General features: G+C 64.9%; 19 protein-coding genes. 5 read left to right on the top strand and 14 right to left on the bottom strand.

Annotated features, from left to right (window positions below):
• Positions 1-89: 89 nt before the first annotated feature.
• Entirely contained in the window at positions 90-584 is a 495-nt protein-coding gene (flgB, locus tag PQR54_RS00555) for a flagellar basal body rod protein FlgB (protein WP_408243640.1), read from the bottom strand.
• A 217-nt stretch (positions 585-801) separates the two neighbouring features.
• On the opposite strand from flgB, the gene flgA reads away from it, so the two are divergent.
• The 5 genes from flgA to PQR54_RS00580 all read left to right on the top strand — a co-directional run bounded on the left by flgA (position 802) and on the right by PQR54_RS00580 (position 4,318).
• Positions 802-2,322 carry a flagellar basal body P-ring formation chaperone FlgA gene (flgA, locus tag PQR54_RS00560; RefSeq protein WP_408243641.1) on the top strand — a complete coding sequence of 507 codons (1,521 nt, stop codon included), beginning with the start codon at positions 802-804 and terminating at the stop codon, positions 2,320-2,322.
• A 201-nt stretch (positions 2,323-2,523) separates the two neighbouring features.
• Positions 2,524-2,877 (top strand): flagellar biosynthesis anti-sigma factor FlgM, encoded by a 354-nt coding sequence (gene flgM, locus PQR54_RS00565; RefSeq protein WP_408243642.1) that lies wholly within the window; start codon positions 2,524-2,526, stop codon positions 2,875-2,877.
• A gap of 94 nt (positions 2,878-2,971) precedes the next feature.
• On the top strand, positions 2,972-3,418 hold the full coding sequence (locus PQR54_RS00570; RefSeq protein ID WP_408243643.1) for a flagella synthesis protein FlgN: 447 nt from the start codon (positions 2,972-2,974) through the stop codon (positions 3,416-3,418).
• Between the two features lie 310 nt (positions 3,419-3,728).
• Positions 3,729-3,911, top strand: coding sequence for a type II toxin-antitoxin system HicA family toxin (locus PQR54_RS00575; protein ID WP_408243644.1), 183 nt, complete (start codon positions 3,729-3,731; stop codon positions 3,909-3,911).
• On the top strand, positions 3,908-4,318 hold the full coding sequence (locus PQR54_RS00580) for a type II toxin-antitoxin system HicB family antitoxin (protein ID WP_408243645.1): 411 nt from the start codon (positions 3,908-3,910) through the stop codon (positions 4,316-4,318). The genes PQR54_RS00575 and PQR54_RS00580 overlap by 4 nt, the downstream gene beginning before the upstream one ends.
• A gap of 60 nt (positions 4,319-4,378) precedes the next feature.
• Here PQR54_RS00580 and PQR54_RS00585 read toward each other — a convergent pair whose 3' ends face one another.
• From PQR54_RS00585 to PQR54_RS00645, 13 genes are all read right to left on the bottom strand, one after another.
• Complete coding sequence (locus tag PQR54_RS00585) at positions 4,379-5,113, bottom strand: RNA polymerase sigma factor FliA (RefSeq protein ID WP_012434714.1); 735 nt, start codon at positions 5,111-5,113, stop codon at positions 4,379-4,381.
• A gap of 27 nt (positions 5,114-5,140) precedes the next feature.
• The gene (locus tag PQR54_RS00590; RefSeq protein ID WP_408243646.1) at positions 5,141-6,010 is read right to left on the bottom strand and encodes a MinD/ParA family ATP-binding protein; all 870 of its coding nucleotides are present in this window, start codon (positions 6,008-6,010) and stop codon (positions 5,141-5,143) included.
• Positions 6,003-7,919 (bottom strand): flagellar biosynthesis GTPase FlhF, encoded by a 1,917-nt coding sequence (flhF, locus tag PQR54_RS00595; protein WP_408243647.1) that lies wholly within the window; start codon positions 7,917-7,919, stop codon positions 6,003-6,005. Before flhF ends, PQR54_RS00590 begins: the two co-directional genes overlap by 8 nt.
• Before the next feature lie 328 nt (positions 7,920-8,247).
• Positions 8,248-10,350, bottom strand: coding sequence for a flagellar biosynthesis protein FlhA (gene flhA / locus PQR54_RS00600; RefSeq protein ID WP_408243648.1), 2,103 nt, complete (start codon positions 10,348-10,350; stop codon positions 8,248-8,250).
• Positions 10,347-11,570, bottom strand: a complete 1,224-nt coding sequence (gene flhB, locus PQR54_RS00605) for a flagellar biosynthesis protein FlhB (protein ID WP_408243649.1) — start codon at positions 11,568-11,570, stop codon at positions 10,347-10,349. Before flhB ends, flhA begins: the two co-directional genes overlap by 4 nt.
• 244 nt (positions 11,571-11,814) lie before the next feature.
• Complete coding sequence (locus PQR54_RS00610) at positions 11,815-13,110, bottom strand: DUF3443 domain-containing protein (protein WP_408243650.1); 1,296 nt, start codon at positions 13,108-13,110, stop codon at positions 11,815-11,817.
• A 15-nt stretch (positions 13,111-13,125) separates the two neighbouring features.
• Complete coding sequence (locus PQR54_RS00615) at positions 13,126-13,671, bottom strand: DUF2844 domain-containing protein (RefSeq protein WP_408243651.1); 546 nt, start codon at positions 13,669-13,671, stop codon at positions 13,126-13,128.
• Positions 13,672-13,963: 292 nt separating this feature from the next.
• The gene (gene cheZ / locus PQR54_RS00620) at positions 13,964-14,674 is read right to left on the bottom strand and encodes a protein phosphatase CheZ (protein WP_408243652.1); all 711 of its coding nucleotides are present in this window, start codon (positions 14,672-14,674) and stop codon (positions 13,964-13,966) included.
• 1 nt (position 14,675) lies between these two features.
• The gene (cheY, locus tag PQR54_RS00625; protein WP_007179968.1) at positions 14,676-15,071 is read right to left on the bottom strand and encodes a chemotaxis response regulator CheY; all 396 of its coding nucleotides are present in this window, start codon (positions 15,069-15,071) and stop codon (positions 14,676-14,678) included.
• An 86-nt stretch (positions 15,072-15,157) separates the two neighbouring features.
• Complete coding sequence (locus PQR54_RS00630) at positions 15,158-16,246, bottom strand: protein-glutamate methylesterase/protein-glutamine glutaminase (RefSeq protein ID WP_166799271.1); 1,089 nt, start codon at positions 16,244-16,246, stop codon at positions 15,158-15,160.
• A 5-nt stretch (positions 16,247-16,251) separates the two neighbouring features.
• A complete protein-coding gene (gene cheD, locus PQR54_RS00635; protein ID WP_408243653.1) occupies positions 16,252-17,079 on the bottom strand; it encodes a chemoreceptor glutamine deamidase CheD in 828 nt (275 codons plus the stop codon).
• Positions 17,076-18,032: a CheR family methyltransferase gene (locus PQR54_RS00640; RefSeq protein WP_408243654.1), complete on the bottom strand. Its 957-nt coding sequence runs from the start codon at positions 18,030-18,032 to the stop codon at positions 17,076-17,078. Before PQR54_RS00640 ends, cheD begins: the two co-directional genes overlap by 4 nt.
• Positions 18,029-18,220 (bottom strand): hypothetical protein, encoded by a 192-nt coding sequence (locus tag PQR54_RS00645; RefSeq protein WP_408243655.1) that lies wholly within the window; start codon positions 18,218-18,220, stop codon positions 18,029-18,031. The genes PQR54_RS00640 and PQR54_RS00645 overlap by 4 nt, the downstream gene beginning before the upstream one ends.
• Positions 18,221-18,225: the final 5 nt, after the last annotated feature.

An 18,225-nucleotide genomic window follows, 5' to 3' on the forward strand; every position in this document is an offset into this window, starting at 1 on the left:
TGACCTCTCCTAACCGGGTTGATCCGGCTCAAGTGTTAATTCCCGTAGCGATTGTTCTTGCGTACTGCTGAGTCTGTCGGCGTGGCTTCTTACGAGCCCGACTGGATCGCCGACAGCATCGTTTTGATCTGGCCGGACAACACCGTCATGCCCGATTCGAAGTGCAGCGTGTTGTCCGCGAATTGCACCCGCTCCGTGTCGATGTCGACCGTGTTGCCGTCGAGCGCGGGTTGGGTCGGCACGCGGTATTGCAGATTGCCGTAGTCGTCGGACGGGCCGCCGGTCGGCGTCAGCGTCGACTTGCCTGCCATGTGGCCCGGTGCCGTCGACACCATCGACATGCCGCTCGTCACACCCGCGGGCTGCGTCATGGCGAGCGTCGCGTTGTTCGACGCGGCGGTGCCAATGGCGCCGCCGCTCTTCTTCAACGCGCCGGCCAGCGACGAGGCGAAGTCGACGTCGCGCGCCTTGTACCCAGGGGTATCGGCGTTGGCGATATTCGACGACAACAGCTCCTGCCGGTAAGCGCGCACATCGAGCGCTTGACGGCCAAAGGCGAATTCGGCATCGAGTTTGTCCAGCATAAGAATCTCCGGAGAACGTTCCCGAGGCTTCCCATGCATGCCTCGCGTGAGGACTGCACCAGGCGGGAAGACCTTTTTGCATGAGGTGCATCTTATGGGCCGAACGCAAGCGGCAATCGGACGAATAACCGGGAAAGGGGGCTTCTATTCAACGTTTGCGCAAAGGGGGCGCTCACTAGAATGCAAGGCGTACCGATGCATTCGATGGAGAAACACGATGGACCAGCCCGCCTTCGATCCGACGCACCGCGCGAATTGCGCGGCGGCGCATCGCGTGGGTGCGGGCGCCGGCGTCGCACGGCGTGTTGCGCGCACGGCCTCACGTCTGCTGACGCGCCTCGTCGTGAATCTGGCGGTGTGGGTTGCCGGCGGCATCGTGTTGCTGCCGGCTACTACGCGGGCCCAGGAAGCCGGCGGCCCGATCGTGATTCCCGGTCCGGGAGAAAAGAATCCGGCCGCGCTCGCCGATCTGGCCGAGCATATGCAAACCGCGCCGGCTAAGCGCGCCGGTTCCGCCGCTACGTTGGCCGCGGCCACCGCGCAGTCGCTGACGCCGAATTCCGCGGCTCGCGACGCCGATTCATTCACGCGCGCCGCCAATGCAAGCGGCTCGATCGTCATTCCGGGCGCGGGCGAACCGCCGGCCGCGCCGCAAATGATCCGCACCAACTTCAGGCCCGACGCCAACGGCGTCGTCACGATCCCCGCGCCGGGCAGCGCCAATGCGAACGCCATGGACGGCGTCGCGCGGGTCAATGTCGTGCCGGGTTCGCGCCAGGTGGTTCCGGTCGTGGTGACGCCCGCGCCGCAGGCCAATGGCGCCCGGCAAGCCGCGGGCGTTCAGCCGGTGGCCGCCAATGCGCCGCTCAACGCAGCCGCTGGGGCATCCGCGGCGGCGGGTTTCGACAGTTTGGCGTCGCGCGGCGAGCCGCCGCAGTTGGGCGCGAACGGCAAGCCGGTCGTGACCCGCGCAACTGTCGCGCCAGTTGCAACGGCTGCGCCCACGCCCTCGCCGGCTACCATTGGCCGCACGCCGGCCGTGCGACGAGTCGCACCGGCCGTCGCGCAACAGAATCTGCGTCCCGCGACACTCGCGCCAGCCGCGGCGCTGCCCGGCCAGCAGGATCCGGAGGCGATCCGCAGCGCCGCGCTTGCATTCCTGCAGCAGCAGTCCGCCGGCTTGCCCGGCAAGGTCGACATCACCGTGGCGCCGGCGTTTCCGCGCGGTCTCGCAGACTGCACGATGCTCGAACCGTTCATGCCGAGCGGCGCGCGCCTGTGGGGCCGCATGACTGTCGGCGTGCGCTGTGCGGGCGAGCGTCCGTGGACCATTTATCTGCAGGCGCGCATCTCGCTGCACGCCACCTATTATCTGGCCGCCCGTGCGATGTCGCCGGGGGAAGTGCTCACCGCCGCCGACCTCGTCGCGCGTGACGGCGATCTGACCGGCTTGCCGCAGGCGATCGTCACGGACCCGTCGCAGGCGGTCGGCTCGGTCACGCTCACGCGAGTTGCCGGCGGCATGCCGCTGCGCCGCGACATGCTGAAAAGCGCGTCGGCGGTATCGATCGGACAGACGGTGCGGGTCGTGGCAGCCGGCGACGGTTTCGCGATTTCGGCGGAGGGCAGCGCGATGAATAATGCGTCGCCGGGCCAGCAGGTGCGGGTCAAGACGGCCAACGGCCAGATCATTTCCGGCATCGTGAAAGATGGCTCGACTGTGGAGATTCAACTGTGAACCGCTGCGGCGCGCACGCCATGACGAACTTCCGCGCCACGCCCGTTCTGGTGGGCACGCGCGGCGCGGCGGCCGGCATCGCAATGAGGCCAGCCAAGGGCCCAAGTCGAGATGTAAGGAAAGGTAACGCCTTGATCGATTGCGCTAAAGTTTTGATCAGCGGTAGCCGTTATAAAGATCAAATCGTTCAGGAAGCCAATCGTGAAAGTCGATTCCACAACCAATTCGAATCTGCCGACGTTGAAAGACGCCCTGTCCCGTTCGCAACAAAGCGACGCGACGACCGCGAACAGCAACGCGCAGAATGCGGGCACGGCCTCGCAGACCACCACCAGCGGTTCGGGCGACGCCAGCGTCAGCCTGTCGGGTCTGTCGCAGCATCTGCGCAGCCTCGCGGCGTCCGGCTCGGCCGATATCGACACGGCGCACGTCGAGTCGATCAAGCAGGCCATCAAGGACGGCTCGCTGAAGATCGATTCCGGCAAGATCGCCGACGGCGTGCTGAACACCGCACGCGAACTGTTGCAAAGCAAAACCTCGTCGACCGGCAACTGATCGACGCATCGAAGTACGGTGAAGTGCCGGGCGGCGTTCGACAAACCCGGCTCGCGGATCATGCGCGAGCCGTCGTGTTCAGCGAGTTGTTGAGATGAAAGACGCCCTGCTTGCCACCCTCGTCGAAGAATATTCGGCCGTCGAGGCATTTGCCTCGATTCTGACGCTCGAGACCAAGGCGCTGACTGCCTTGTCGCCGCTGGAATTGCTGCCGCCGATCGTCGAGAAGAAAACCGAACTGATCGGCGCGCTCGCCAAACTCGAAGCCACCCGTGACGGGCTGCTCGCCGAGATGGGCTTTCCCGCCGGCTGGCCCGGCATGGAGCTCGCGGCTAGCACGGACGCGCGCGTCGCCGAGCAGTGGTCGCTGCTGCAGAAAGCCGCCGAACGCGCTCGACGCTGCAATACCAGCAACGGTGAACTGATCCGCGTGCGGATGGATTACAACCAGCGGGCGCTGACGGCGCTGCAGGTGGCCGTGCCCCAGAAGGTCGGCTTCTATGGTCCGGATGGCCGGATTCCCGCGCGTCCCGCCGTGTAAAGATTGTCGCTGGACCCGCATGGCCTGACGCGTGGGTCGGGCTGAAACAGATGGATTGAAAAGGGCTCGTCTTTTGACGAGCCCTTTTGCTTTTCAGCCACCCCGCTTCGAGCGCGCCCCATCCCTTCCCGCACACGTTAGCCATCCGGCCAGGTGGCGCGAAATCGCCAGCCGCGTTGAAATCACGGCTTCCCCCTTACTGAGTTGCTCCGCCGCTCCGGGCTTTTTCAAGGCTATCCGGACGTGCATCAACGGAGTGCTAACCACTAGCGAGGTTGTGTAATGGTGTGTATGATTCGAGGAGTGCAGTATGAAAAGTGCCGAGGTCGTGAAACTCATTCAAGCGGCGGGTTGGCAGCTGGTCCGCACATCGGGCAGCCACCATCATTTTCGTCACGCGGCAAGAACCGGTCTCGTGACCATCCCGCATCCGAAGAAAGATCTTCCGCCCGGCACATTGAACAGCATCCTGAAACAGGCGGGCCTGAAATGAAAAACCTCACTTTCCCTATCGCGATCGAGCCGGGGAGCGCGGATCACGCGTTCGGCGTCATCGTGCCGGACATCCCGGGCTGCTATGCGGCGGGCGACACGCTCGAAGAAGCCTACGCGAACGCAAAGGAGGCTATCGAGGCTCATCTGGAAGTGCTGCTCGACGAGGGCTTGCCGATTCCCGCGCGGCGCTCGCTGCAAGAGCACCGGCGCAATCCCGACTACGCGGATTTCACGTGGGGACTGGTCGCCACCCGGAATATTCCCGCCTTGAAGAAGGCGGTACGTATCAACATTTCGCTGCCCGAAGCGCTGGTCCAGGAGATCGACGCTTATGCCCAGGCGCGTGGCATGTCACGCTCGGCCTTCCTGGCGCTGGCCGCGGAACACGAAATGGCCGAGGCATGAGAAAAAGCGGATACGCGACACGCCGCTCACCGCTCATTCACGCCATCGAATACTCGAACTTCAGGTCGCCTCGGCGTTCGCCCAGGCCATCTCGCGCAAGCGCGTACGCAAACGGGCCACGGCCTGGCTGTGCAACTGGCAGACTCGCGATTCGCTGACTTCCATCACCGCGCCGATTTCGCGCAGGTTCATGCCGCGTTCGTAGTACAGCGACATCAGCAGCTTCTCGCGGTCCGGCAGGCGGTCGATCGCCTCCACCAGCGCCGAGCGCAAGCTGTCATCGAGCAGCGCCGAGAGCGGGTCCGAGTGATCGACGCAGTAACGGTCGAGGAACGGCTCGTCGTCCGCCGAACGGTCGAAGTCTTCGTAGTAGATCAGCTGGCTGCCGTGCAGATCCTGCAGCATCGACTGATACTCGTCGAGCGGCATTTGCAGGTGCTCGGCAATCTCCGTTTCGCTCGCCGAGCGGCCCAGATTCTGCTCCACCTTGTGCACCGCCGTTTCCACTTCACGCGAGGTGCGCCGCAAGCTGCGCGGCAACCAGTCGTTGCTGCGCAATTCGTCGAGCATCGCGCCACGAATCCGCTGGCTGGCGTAGGTTTCGAACTGCGCGCCCTGGTCTTCCTTGTAGCGGCCTGCCGCGTCCAGCAGCCCGATCATGCCGGCCTGGATCAGATCGTCGAGATCGACGCTCGCCGGCATCTTGGCGACGAGCTGCAAGCCGAGTCGACGCACCAGCGGTGCGTACTTCGTCAGAACTTCGGCTTGGGAAATCTTTCCCTGAGCGTTATACATCGTGCTCCCCTTGTCCTTGTGCCGCTTCTAGGCGTGCTGCGCAGACGGTTGATCGGCGTGTTGCGCCGCTGTAACTGTCGCAGGCGCCAACCAGGGCGTTTGCGACGACATCGTTGGCCGCATCGGCCAGTACTGCAACTCGGCGGCGAGGTGCCGGAAGTCGCGCGCAGCCGGTGTCGACGGAAACGCATCGACGACACAACGCGACAACTCCAGGGCTCGCGCCATCCGCGCATCGGCGGCAATACAACCGGCGTCTTCCAGCGCCACCGTCAGGTAGCGTCCGGCCACGCCGGCCAGGTTTGCAAACGCGGTATGCGCGTCGTTCACGCTCTGCACGTGGTTCACCAGCACGCGGAACTGCGCGATGGCGTGCGCGTAGTGCAGGCGCTTCATGCATGCGTACGCGTCGGTGATCGCGTGCGCGGCCATGCGCGTGACGATCATCACGTCGTGCGCTTGCCTCGCGAGCGCCGAGAGATGACCTTGCGCATCGAGTTCCGCGTCGATCAGCACGACGTCGGCGGAACCGCGCAACACCACGCCGAACTCCGCGGCCGTATGACCTTCCCGGTTCGGACGCGAGGCGGCCAGCACCGAGAAGCCAAGCGAGTGCCTTGCGGCGGCGTCGTCGAGCGTCATCTCGCCGCGCATCACGGCGGCGAAATTGCCCGCGCCGCGCACGCCGCCGAGCATCGTGCTCACCGACTTCTCGCCGAGGCATTCGTCGATCACCAGCACGTCCTTGCCCTGCTGCGCCAGCGCGGCGGCGAGGTTCACCACCGTCGTGGTCGAGCCGACGCCGGCCGAGCCGCTCGTCACCGCAATCACACGCGAGCCGCTGCGAGCCAACATCCGCCGCAGTCCTTCTGCCTGATCGGAGATGAGCTTATCCAAAGCGGACCTCGTGCAATTCGGCCGTGGAACGTGCGGACAATGCGGACAGCAACGCCGGAATGTCGTCGTCGTGTGGCACGAATGGCGAGTTATCGCGCGGTATGCAGAAGGTGCTCTTGATCAGGAATTTCTTCGTCGCGACGTACAGGTTTTCCGGCACCTTCTGACCGGTCGACACGTAGTGCACCGGCAGCTTGTAGCGGATCACGGTATCGAGCACGCCGCCGAGATTGGTGGCTTCGTCGAGCTTAGTCAGAATGCAGCCGGCGAGCGGCTGTTGATCCGGCGCGCGCTGGTAGGCCTGCACGACTTCGTTGAGCGTGTCGCCATGGCTCGTTGCGTTGAGCAGCAACAGGCGCTGCACCGGCTGACCGGCGTGGCACAGCATCGCGATCTGGTCGGAGACGAGACGGTCGCGCTGGCTCATGCCGATCGTGTCGATCAGCACGATGTGCTTGTTGCGCAGTTCGGAGAGCGCGAGTTGCAGGTCGGCGCCGTCTTTCACCGCATGCACCGACACGCCGAGAATCTTGCCGAAGATGCGCAGTTGTTCGTGACCGCCGATCCGGTAGCTGTCGGTGGTGAGCAAGGCAACCTTGCTCGCGCCGAAGCGCATCACGCAACGCGCGGCGAGCTTGGCGGTAGTCGTCGTCTTGCCGACGCCCGTCGGGCCCATCAGCGCGAACACGCCGCCGCGCTCCATCAGTGCGTCTTCGTCTTCCATCACCGGCAGGTTCGAATCGAGCACCGAGCGGACCCAGTCCATGCCGCCGTCCATGCTCTCGACGTCGTCCGGCAGGTTGTCGACCATCATCTGCACGAGCTGCGCGGAGAAACCGGCGGCGAACAGGTGCTTGGTGAGCGAGGCGCGCACCGGGTTGCGGCGCTGGCGCTCGCCCCATAGCAGGCCGGCGAAGTGTTCTTCCATCATCCCGCGCATCGACGACAGTTCGCTCATCACGGTGTCGTTGACCACTTGCTCCATGCGTGCCTTGATCGCTTCGGCGACCGAAGCGGGCGTGCGGGCGTCGTCGTTCGATGACAGCGCCGGTGCGTTTTTCTGCGCGGCGCGGCGCGCGGCGGCTTGCGCGCCTTCGCGCGCCCAGTCGGGCGTGTCCACGGCTTGCGGCGCGGCAGCTTTGCCCGGTTCGACGGCGGCGCCAAGGCCCTTGGCCATCGCGGCGGCCGGCGTCATCGCGGCGGGGCGCGCGCTATATGCGCCTTCCTGCTGCTGTTCGGCGGCGATGCGGCGCGCGTGGTCGATCAACCAGGGATTCGATTCGGCCATCGTGCGCGGCGTTTGCGCGTCGGCGCCCGGCGCGGCGGGCGCCGCCGGCACACCGGCCGCTTTGAGCAGATCGGCGCGAATGTCTTCGCTGAGGCGCGAGGCCGCGGCGCGGGCACTCGGTTGCTCGGGGCTGATCGGTTTCGACGGCACTGCGGCGGCTGCCTTGATCGGCGCCGCTGCCTTGACCGGCGCGGCCGGCTTCAGGGCGGCGGCCGGTGCGTCGCTCGCGTCGTCGTCCGTGAGGTCAGAGTGGGAAGAGCCGTTGCCCAGATTCTCCGCGCCGGCTTCCGGGCTTGCGCCGAACACCGACGAGAACACATCGGGCATGCCGCTCGCATACGGATTCGCCTGCATCGGCGCTGCCGCCGGCATGGCGCGCGGTGCGGCCAGTGCGGGCCGTCCAGCCGTCGCATTCATCGATCCAGCCTGCGGTGCGCCGGCGCCTGCGCGCGGGACTTTCGGCGAGAGGGCGGCGAGGTCGCTGTCGGCCAGTGCGACGATCTCGACGCTGCCGTCGTCCATCGTGCGATTGGACAGTACGACGGCGTCCGCGCCCAACGCTTCGCGCACGAGACGCAGCGCATCACGACTGGTAGCACCGACAAATTTACGAATGTTCAAGCTGGACCCCCGATGAGGTAAACGGACTAACGGACCGGCAACATACCGCTTCCCATTGAGATCATTATTGCGAAACCCGTCGAGGCACGATCGATGGATAAAGACCGTTAAACGTGGGCAATTCGGGCGATGGAAATGTGCTTCGATTCACACGCACGCCGGTTTGAAACACGCCCGGCGGCCGCGTCGGACGGCGCTTTCGCGGACGCGGCGTGTACGTCGCCGTCGGCTTGCGACATGAAAAGTCAGGCGCCGAAACGAAAACCGGCGCTCGATGAGCGCCGGCAAAAGACATCGGCCACGAACTGGCCTCGGTGACCGATCCGCCTTACCCGTGCGCGCCGATCAGATTCACCACCTTGATATTGCGCGTGTCGGGCACCTCCGCGTACGACAGCACCTTCAGCTGCGGCAAGCTGCGGCGCAGGAAACGCGCGAGCATCGGCCGCAACGCGTGCTGCACCAGCAGCACAGGCGCAAGCCCGAGGTTCTGCTGACGCGTCATCGCCTTCTGCGTTTCGTTCAGCAGCGTGTGCGCAAGTCCCGGCTCGAGGCCCGGATTGGAGCCGGTCGAGAGCGCCTGCGAGAGCACGCGTTCGAGATTCGAATCGAGGCCCATCACCTGCATATCGCCGATGCCCGGGAACCACTGCTGCGTGATCGCGCGACCCAGCGCGAGGCGCACGGCGGCGGTGAGATCGTGGGCGTCGGTGATCTTCGGCGTGTGTTCGGAGAGTGCTTCGAGAATCGTGCGCATATCGCGAATCGGCACGCCTTCTTCCAGCAGGTTTTGCAGCACCTTTTGCAGCGTGGTGAGCGGGAGCGACTTCGGCACCAGATCGTCGACCAGCGACGGCGTGTCCTTCTGCATCCGCTCGAGCAGCGCCTGTACTTCCCGGCGGCCGAGCAATTCCGACGCATGCGTGACCACGAGGTGATTCAGGTGCGTCGCCACCACCGTGCTCGAATCGACCACCGTGTAGCCATACACCTGCGCCTGTTCGCGCAGGTTCGTATCGATCCAGATAGCCGGCAAACCGAAGGCGGGATCTTGCGTCGGCGTACCCGGCAGCGCGGCGGACACCTGGCCCGGATTGATCGCCAGCCACTGGCCCGGATACGCTTCGCCGACGCCCACTTCGACGCCCTTGAGCGCGATGCGATAACCGTTCGGCCGCAATTCCAGGTTGTCGCGGATATGAATGACCGGCGGCAAAAAGCCGATTTCCTGCGCGAACTTCTTGCGGATGCTCTTGATCCGCTTGAGCAGTTCGCCGTCCGAATTCTTGTCGACGAGCGGAATCAGCCGGTAGCCGACTTCGAGGCCGAGCGTGTCGATCATCGTCACGTCGTCCCAGCTCGCTTCGGTGTTTTCGACCGGCGCCATCGCGGCCGGCGCGACATCGACGAGCGCCGTGGTGTTCTTGCGCTCCTCGGCGCGCTTTTTCATCGTGCGGCCGAGCTGGATCAGACCGCCGCCGAGAATCAGAAACGCGAAGTGCGGCATGCCCGGAATCAGGCCCATCAGCACGAGAATGCAACCGGTGATCACCAGCACGCGCGGATTGGTGAACAACTGGCCGGTGAGCTGCGTGCCGATGTCCTCGTTGGTCGCGACGCGCGACACGATCACGCCGGCCGCCGTCGAAATCACCAGCGACGGGATCTGCGCGACGAGGCCGTCACCAATGGTCAACAGCGTGTAGTTCTTGCCCGCCGACGCGAAGTCCATGCCGTGCTGGACCATCCCGACGATCAGGCCGCCGACGATGTTGATCACCATGATCAGCAAACCGGCGATCGCATCGCCGCGCACGAACTTGCTCGCGCCGTCCATCGAGCCGTAGAACTCGGCTTCCTGCGAAACTTCCGAGCGGCGCTTACGGGCCTGTTCTTCGTTGATGAGGCCGGCGTTCAGGTCGGCGTCGATCGCCATCTGTTTGCCGGGCATCGCATCGAGCGTGAAGCGCGCGGACACTTCCGCGATCCGCCCCGCGCCCTTGGTGATCACCATGAAGTTGATCACCATCAAGATGATAAAGACGACGATACCGACCGCGAAGTTGCCACCCACGAGAAAGTGGCCGAACGACTCGATCACCTGGCCGGCCGCGTCCGGACCGGTGTGACCTTCGAGCAGCACGACCCGCGTGGACGCCACGTTCAGCGAGAGGCGCAGCAAGGTCGAGAACAGCAGCACGCTCGGGAATGCGGCGAAATCGAGCGGCTTCATCGTGTACATGCTGACGAGCAGCACCATCACCGAAAGCGCGATATTGAAGGTGAACAGCAGATCCAGCAGGAACGGCGGCAACGGCAAAATCATCATGCCGAGGATCATGCAGATCAGCACCGGCCCGGCGAGGGCGCGCAAATTGGTGCTGCTCAAGGCATCCGGCCGTCGGGCGAGGAAACCGGCGCGAGCGTTCATGCGGAGGCTCCTGAAGCGTCGTCGTTATTTGGGTTGGTAGCGGGGTTGAGCGTGTCGGCGGCTTCCTGATCGGCTTCGTCGTCCGATACACCGCCCTTGTCGAGTTCCGCGGGCACGTCGAGTTCGGTCGGTGCGAGCGGCACGTCGCCGCCTTCGGTCTTGAAGCGCCGCAGCTGATACACCCACGCGAGCACTTCGGCGACCGCGCCGTACAGCGGGCCCGGAATCTCGCGGTTGAGTTCGACGTTGTGATACAGCGCCCGCGCGAGCGGCGGCGCTTCCAGCAACGGCACGTTGTTTTCGGCGGCAATTTCGCGGATCCGCGCCGCCACCAGGTTGACGCCTTTGGCGACGACCTTCGGCGCGCGCATCTCGCCGTCGGTGTATTGCAGCGCCACGGCGAAGTGCGTCGGGTTGGTCACCACCACGTCGGCCTTCGGCACGTTGGTCATCATGCGGCGGCGGGCGATCGCGCGCTGCTGCTGGCGAATCCGGCCTTTGACGTGCGGATCGCCTTCGCTTTCGCGGTGTTCGCGCTTCACTTCTTCCTTCGTCATGCGCAGCTTCTTGTGGAATTGCCACAGTTGATACGGCACATCCATCGCGGCGACGACGAACATGCCCGCCACCGTCATGCCGCAGCACACGGCGATCAGATGCACGGTGTTGGCAAGCGCGAGATGCAGCGGCTGGGTCGCCAGCGCGAGAATCTCTTCACGGCGATTCCAGATCGCCGTGCCGCCGATCACGCCGACCACCAGCGTCTTCGCGAGCGACATGCCGAGCTGGATCGGACCGTTGATCGAGAACATTTTGCCGAGGCCGGCAATAGGATTGAGGCGGTCGAACTTCGGCTCGAGGCCTTTCGCCGACAGTTGCCATCCACCCAGCGCCATCGGTGCGAACAAGGCGGCGACGCCGGTGAAGGCGAGAATCGGCAGCAGCGCGTACAACCCTTCGCGGCTTGCCACGCCCGCGCCGATCATCATGCGGCGCGTTTCGAACGCGCCGGCGTGATCGAACGTGAAGGCCGCGCGCAGCATGCCCTGCAAATGTTCGCCGATACTGCCGGACATCCCCCACACGCCGAAGAACCCCGCGGCCAGCAGGGCAAACGTGGACAGCTCCCGCGAACGCACGATCTGCCCTTCCTCGCGCGCCTTCTGCAGGCGTCGGGGAGTGGCTGATTCGGTTTTTTCGAGGTCGCTATCCTCTGCCACAAAAGCTCTCCAGTCGGCTGAGGCACGGCGCCTCTTTCCAGTGAGAGCGATTATTCCCGCTCGACGCAAGCACCGATCGGCGGATAAGGGCGGAGAAAGGGGGGTAATTCGAGGGATGGAGACGGCCGGAAAAGCCGGCCGCTCGGCCTTGCTGACGCGATACGGCCGCTCGCGGCCCGGCCGGGCACTCGCGCGGCTTAGCGCGAGTGCCGGTCCGGCTTCAGGCTTCAGTACGACGCGTCAATCAAAACGCCACGTAAGGCGTTTGACCACCATTCGCGGTCTGATCGATACCGTAATACACGTGGCGGCCGTAGAAGAACGGCAACCCGAGATCGAAGCTGCTGTTGCCGCCGATCTGTCCTGCCAGGTCGTTGAACGCGTAGTTGCCGCCGTTGCTGAACAGCGTCGCCGCACTCAGGATGCCGATGCTGGCGCTCGCCTGCGTATTGTTCAGCCCGACCAGCGTCAGCGTCCGCGTTTGCGCCGACGACGGGCAGTAAAAGCCCGCCAGGTTGCTGCCGCATTGCGCGAGGGAGCTATCGCCGAAGAAGTACGCGTTCGAGCCGGAATCGAGGAAGGCTTGCACCGTCGTGCCATTGAACACGCTGTTGTCCATGTCGCCGAAAGCGTCGGTGGTAAAGCGCTGGACGCCGGTGAGCGCATTGTTCGCCTGCGTGCCGACGCCGAACACCAGTGTGCCGGTGGCCGACGCTGCGCCGGTATTCGACACCGGCGGCATCTGCACGATCACGCCGTTATTGTCGACCGGGAAAAACGGGACTGGATTGGCCACTTGCTGCGCGAGCGGTACCGCCGTGCGGGCGCACGACACGCCGCCCGGACAGGCGAAGTAATTGCTGAATTTGGCCGCCTGTGCCGGGTCCGAGCAGGTCGTACCGCAATCGGTGGGCGACGTGCCGATGCCGAGAATACCGTTGGCGCCGAGATCGTCAACCTTGTTCTCGGCCTGGCCGCTGCCGCAGCCGGGCGTGGGCACCGTGCTCGAATCCTTGTCGCCGATGATCTGCATCGGAATCGCCGTCGTGGTCGTCTCACCGCCGATCGCGATGGTCGCGGTGCGCACCGTGCCCCACGTAAAGCCGTCCGCGAAGGTCGCGCACTCGGCGAGCTGGGCGCCGCTGCCGCTGATGGTGCTGACCGGCAACGCATTGAGCAGCGAAGCGTTCAGGACCGAGTTGACCACGCGCAGGCCGTAGGACCCGGTATCGACCTGGATATTGTCAATAGTCTGACAATTCGTAGTCGAGCCGGGCGCGCATATTTTCACGCTGACCGCCGGGATATTGATCACTCCGTTCACGCCGCGGCCGACGGTAATGGGCACGGTATTCGCCGCGGTCGCGGCGATCGGCTGCTGGGTCGGACTGGCCGGCAGCGTGCCGCCGTTCAGCGAGGTCGACGAATCGTTATTGGAGCCGCCACCGCCGCCGCACGCGACGAGCGCGGACACCAGCGCCACGGCCGCGACGGCCTGCATCCAGCCCTTGAGCTTCACAGCAATATGCTGGGTTCGCATGTCTCGTCCTCGCTATTACTGGATGTCTGAACCGCTGACGCCGGCGGGCAGCGCCGGAGGCAACCACGCCTGGCCATTGAACGAGCCCATGTGGCCGCCGGAGCGCACCACGAGGCCGCTCTGGTCGACCGCGACCGGGCCGCGGCTGCCGCCGCGCGCCGCGCGCACCGCCTTGACGCCGGCCACGTACTGCGGGAAATAGCTGCCGAGCAGATCGTTCAGATCCGGCATTTGCGGGCCGCGCCAGGCAATGCCGAACACGGAGCCGTCCGAGGCGAGATATTCGCGGACCACGGTGCCGTTGCCGAGCGCCGTCTCACGCACGGTGTAAGACGTGGAAGCTGTAGCGGAAGACGCCGCGTTAGACGCGGAGCGCATCACGCTCTGCGCCGCGTTGACGGCGCTGCCGCCGGGCTGAACGATACGGGACGAGACTGACGCGCCCGTGGGCGGTGTCATGGGGGCGCCGCCCAGTCCCGCATGAGCGGACTGCACGGCGATGAGCGAACAGGGCAAAGCAAGCGCCGTAACGATCCCGGCGCGGCGTACACGACTCCACATGACAAAGCTCCTCCCGAGCTGCCGCTCGGTTCGCACGTGGTGCAAACCGGCTGCATGTGTGCAGATCATACGGCACCGCTGCGGTCGCACTGCGGAGGGTTTTTCCCCATCGCGCCACCGACCGGCGTGTGTCTTCGCCGGAGCGCCGTGCCGCTGCTTGAGTTCGTAGTATGCCTGTGGTTTGTGTCGGCAGACAGCAAGCGCACGCGGGCGCGTGGCTTGCTATGCGTCCTGCTTCGACCCGGCGCCCTTGGTGGGCGGGCGCGGCGCGGCGTGGCGCCGCGCCTACAGCTCAGAAGCCCAGGCTGGCCAGAAGATCGTCGACTTGCGACTGGTCCTGCACCACGTCCGTTTTGCCTTCCGGATTGATTTGCGGACCGTTCAGCAGATGTTCGGGGCTGCCGGTCGGCGAGACTTCGGCCGCCAGCGCCGCCGCGTTCGCCGCGAACTGCTCGCGCCGTTCGAGCGCGATGTTCTCGACCAGCACGCCGAGCAACTGCTGCTCGATCAGGTACACGACATCCGTGATCTTCTTGATGACCTGGCCGGTCAGATCCTGGAAGTCCTGCGCCAGCATGATCTCCATGAGCTGCGAGTTGGTCGCGCTGGTCGCCTCGGGCACGCCGCGCAGGAAAGTGCGCGTGTCGTTCATCAACGCGCGCACTTCCTCGCGCTCGATCGGCGCCGCGTACCACTGCTCCCAACGCGCGTCGAGTTCGCCCGCGTCTTTCTGCAGCTGCTCCTGGATCGGCTTGGCGACGTCGATAGCAGACAGGACGCGCTCCGCGGCCTGCTCCGTCATATCCGCGATGTACTTCAGGCGGTCGCGGGCATCGGGCACGGCTTCGGCCGCACGCTCGACATGCTTGTCGAGCCCGAGCTCGCGCATCGAGTCGCGCAGCGTGCGCGTCAGTTGTCCAATGCGGGCGAGGATACGGTCGGACGCGAAGTCGCCGCTCTCGTGGGCCGCGTCGGCGCCTTGCGCGTTGGTCGGCAGATTCACATCAGCTCCCGGCTTTGGCCATCTTCTCGAGAATCTTATTGAGCTTCTCGTCGAGCGTCGCGGCCGTGAATGGCTTGACGACATAACCGCTCGCGCCGGCTTGCGCCGCCGCGATGATGTTTTCCTTCTTCGATTCGGCCGTCACCATCAGCACCGGCAGGTGCGTGAGGTTGGCGTCGGCGCGGATCTCCTTGAGCATGGCCAGACCGTCGAGGTTCGGCATATTCCAGTCGGAGATCACGAAGTCGTACGTACCGCCACGCAAACGCGCGAGACCGGCCTGGCCGTCTTCCGCCTCGTCGACGTTCGAATAGCCGAGTTCCTTGAGGAGGTTGCGGACGATCCGGCGCATCGTCGGAAAGTCGTCAACAACCAGAATCTTCATTCCCTTATCCATTTCATTCCCTTTGCTTGATCCATGGTGCGGCGCCTGACCGCTCAACTCGCGCCTCAACCCAGCGCCTCAAATCCTACCGGCCCGCATCATACCCGCTGAACGCGGTCGCCCATTGCCGAGAGACGCGCCATCACACGTCGGCTCATTTCCGGCAACGCTGCGATCTCGTCCGCCGCGCCAAGCGCAATCGCTTCACGCGGCATGCCGAACACAATACAGCTCGCTTCGTCTTGCGCAAGGGTGTACGCCCCTGCCTTTTTCATGTCCAGCAGTCCAGCTGCGCCGTCGCGCCCCATACCGGTCAGAATCACGCCGACCGCGTTCTTGCCCGCATGCTGCGCGGCCGAACGGAACAGCACATCCACCGACGGACGATGCCGGTTCACCGGCGGCTCGTCCGACAGGTGAGCAATATAGTTCGCACCGCTGCGGGCAAGCAACAGATGAGCATGGCCGGGCGCAATGTAAGCATGTCCCGGCAGCACGCGTTCGCCGTGCTCTGCCTCTTTAACGGTAATCCGGCACAAACCATTGAGGCGTTGTGCAAAAGATTTTGTGAAGCCCGGCGGCATATGCTGCGCGATCAGCACCGCGGGCGCATCGGGCGGCAGCGGCACCAGCACTTCACGGATCGCTTCCGTGCCGCCCGTCGATGCACCGACGATGATCAGCTTCTCGGTACTGAGCAGCGGATTGTTGAAGAGCGGCGCGGCGCCGACCGGCGCCTGCGTCGCATGAGCAGCCGCGTGCTGCACCGGCGCGGCCTGGCGCACGCGTGCGCGCGCGGCGGCGCGAATCTTGTCGGCGAGCTTTTCCGAGTAGTCGAGCATGCCGTCGCGAATACCGACCTTCGGCTTGGTGACGAAATCGACCGCGCCGAGTTCGAGCGCGCGCAGCGTGATTTCATTGCCGCGCTCGGTCAACGACGACACCATCACCACCGGCATCGGCCGCAGGCGCATCAGCTTCTCGAGGAAATCGAGGCCATCCATGCGCGGCATTTCGACGTCGAGCGTCAACACGTCCGGATTGTGCTGCTTGATGAGATCGCGCGCGACCAGCGGGTCGGGTGCGGTCGCGACCACCGTCATATCCGGCTGGCCGTTGATGATTTCCGTCATCAGGCTGCGGATCAGCGCCGAATCGTCGACGCACAGTACTTTGATCTTTTGCACAGCGCTCACGCCTCCTCTGTAGTTCTGGCGTTGTTTGAATTGATCGGGCGCGTGCCGAACAGTTCGATGCGCGGCTTTGCTGCGCCTGCGCCCGCACTGCCCGCCGCTGTTCCCGTTGCTCCGCCTGTGGGCGAGCCGAACAGCTCGACCTTCGGACGGGCGCCTGCGGAACTCGAAAACAGTTCGACCCTGGCTCTCGAAGCGGCCGGCGACGAGAACAGTTCCACCCGCTTGCGCGCCGCCGCGAGCCGCTCGGCGCGCGCTTCGGCGCTTTGCCGCACAAGCGCCTGCTCGCGCTCGGCCACGCCCGCTTCCTGCTGCAGGCGCAACTTCTTCACCATGACCTGGCCCGTGCGCGGCATGAACGCCACCTTGCGCGGATGCGAGCCCTGCAAATCTTCAGCGACGATGCGGATCTTCTCCACCGCGAGATAGCGGCGCACGAACTCCGAATTGCGGTCGCCGATGTTCATCGTCGTCATGCCGGCGAGCACCGCGCCGCCGCCGAATACCTTGGCTTCGAAACGTTCGCGCCGGCCGCCGGCCTTGATCAGTTCGTTGATCAGCACTTCCATTGCGTAGGCGCCGTAGCGCATCGAATCCGACGCGGCCTGGCCGACATCCGCGCCGTCGTCGGGCAACATGAAGTGATTCATGCCGCCGATACCGGCCGTGCGATCCTGAATGCAGGCCGCGACGCACGACCCGAGCACGGTGACCAGCACCATGTCTTCGTGCGTGGTGTAGAACTCGTTCGGCAACAGCTTCACGCCGGGGCGCTGGAAGTGGTTGTCGAAGTACAGATTGGTGGCGATCGGCAGGGCGCTGCTCATACCGTCACCCCGCTTGCCGTGTGATGCGATGCCGTCGTCGAGCCGCGGGTGGCCGTCGGCGTACGCGCGCCGGTCGCGTCACGCGTCAGTTCATAGACGGTCTGGCCGCGCAGCTTGAATGCCTGCGTGACGTACGTGAAGTTTTCCGAGTGGCCGGCGAACAGCAGGCCACCCGACTTCATCAGCGGCTCGAAGCGCGCGAGTACTTGCGCTTGCGTCGGCTTGTCGAAATAGATCATCACGTTGCGGCAGAAGATCGCGTCGAACTGCGAACGCAACTGGTAATCGCGGTCGGTGAGATTGAGTTGCTCGAAGCGCACCAGCGCGCGCACTTCCGGGCGCACCTTGACCATGCCCGCGTGTGCGCCGGTGCCCTTCAGGAAAAAGCGCTTGAGCCGCTCGGGCGAGAGATGCTTCACCTGATCGAACTGGTACATGCCGGCTTCGGCCTTGGCGAGCACTTGCGTGTCGATATCGGTGGCGAGCACCGAGGCCTGACGCGCGCCGCTGTCGCCGAGCGCTTCGATCAGCGTCATCGCAATCGAGTACGGCTCTTCACCGGTCGACGCCGCCGAGCACCACACCGAAACCGGCTGCGCGCGGCGCGGCACGAATTCGGCGAGGATCGGAAAGTGATGCGCCTCGCGAAAAAACGCCGTCAGGTTGGTGGTCAGCGCATTGGTGAACGCTTCCCACTCGGCCGGATCGTTTTCCGCTTCGAGCAGGTCGAGATACTGCTTGAAGGTGTCGAGGCCGCGGGTGCGCAGACGGCGCGCCAGACGGCTGTACGCCATGTCGCGCTTGTGATCCGACAGCGAAATGCCTGCGCTGCGGTGAATCAGTTCGCGAATGCGAGCGAAGTCCGCCGACGTGAATTCGAAATCCCGTGCCTGTTCGCCGGATCTAACCGGGTCTGCCCGTTCGGGACGTTGCTGTGCGCGCGTTGCCATCATGAGAGTTCCTGCCTGCGATACGAGCCATCCCGCTTTCCGCCCAGGAACTCGCCTTGGGAAGAAGGGATTGTGTTCGCGGGGTCGCGCCCGCCCGCGAGTTCCGCCACCATGCAGTCGGCCCGCGACACGCTGATAAAGCGTGCTTCGATGATTCGCCCCTCATGGAGCGAGATGCCGAATGACTGCATGTCTT

The sequence above is a fragment of the Paraburkholderia phytofirmans genome, from assembly GCF_046028095.1.
GTDB classification, from domain to species: Bacteria; Pseudomonadota; Gammaproteobacteria; order Burkholderiales; family Burkholderiaceae; genus Paraburkholderia; species Paraburkholderia phytofirmans_A.

What these genes read in the sequence shown, in the direction of transcription:
- flgB (WP_408243640.1), bottom strand. Translation starts at nt 584, where the DNA reads ATGCTGGACAAACTCGATGCCGAATTCGCCTTTGGCCGTCAAGCGCTC.
- flgA (WP_408243641.1), top strand. Translation starts at nt 802, where the DNA reads ATGGACCAGCCCGCCTTCGATCCGACGCACCGCGCGAATTGCGCGGCG.
- PQR54_RS00570 (WP_408243643.1), top strand. Translation starts at nt 2,972, where the DNA reads ATGAAAGACGCCCTGCTTGCCACCCTCGTCGAAGAATATTCGGCCGTC.
- PQR54_RS00575 (WP_408243644.1), top strand. Translation starts at nt 3,729, where the DNA reads ATGAAAAGTGCCGAGGTCGTGAAACTCATTCAAGCGGCGGGTTGGCAG.
- PQR54_RS00580 (WP_408243645.1), top strand. Translation starts at nt 3,908, where the DNA reads ATGAAAAACCTCACTTTCCCTATCGCGATCGAGCCGGGGAGCGCGGAT.
- PQR54_RS00585 (WP_012434714.1), bottom strand. Translation starts at nt 5,113, where the DNA reads ATGTATAACGCTCAGGGAAAGATTTCCCAAGCCGAAGTTCTGACGAAG.
- flhA (WP_408243648.1), bottom strand. Translation starts at nt 10,350, where the DNA reads ATGAACGCTCGCGCCGGTTTCCTCGCCCGACGGCCGGATGCCTTGAGC.
- PQR54_RS00610 (WP_408243650.1), bottom strand. Translation starts at nt 13,110, where the DNA reads ATGCGAACCCAGCATATTGCTGTGAAGCTCAAGGGCTGGATGCAGGCC.
- PQR54_RS00615 (WP_408243651.1), bottom strand. Translation starts at nt 13,671, where the DNA reads ATGTGGAGTCGTGTACGCCGCGCCGGGATCGTTACGGCGCTTGCTTTG.
- cheY (WP_007179968.1), bottom strand. Translation starts at nt 15,071, where the DNA reads ATGGATAAGGGAATGAAGATTCTGGTTGTTGACGACTTTCCGACGATG.
- cheD (WP_408243653.1), bottom strand. Translation starts at nt 17,079, where the DNA reads ATGAGCAGCGCCCTGCCGATCGCCACCAATCTGTACTTCGACAACCAC.
- PQR54_RS00640 (WP_408243654.1), bottom strand. Translation starts at nt 18,032, where the DNA reads ATGATGGCAACGCGCGCACAGCAACGTCCCGAACGGGCAGACCCGGTT.
- PQR54_RS00645 (WP_408243655.1), bottom strand. Translation starts at nt 18,220, where the DNA reads ATGCAGTCATTCGGCATCTCGCTCCATGAGGGGCGAATCATCGAAGCA.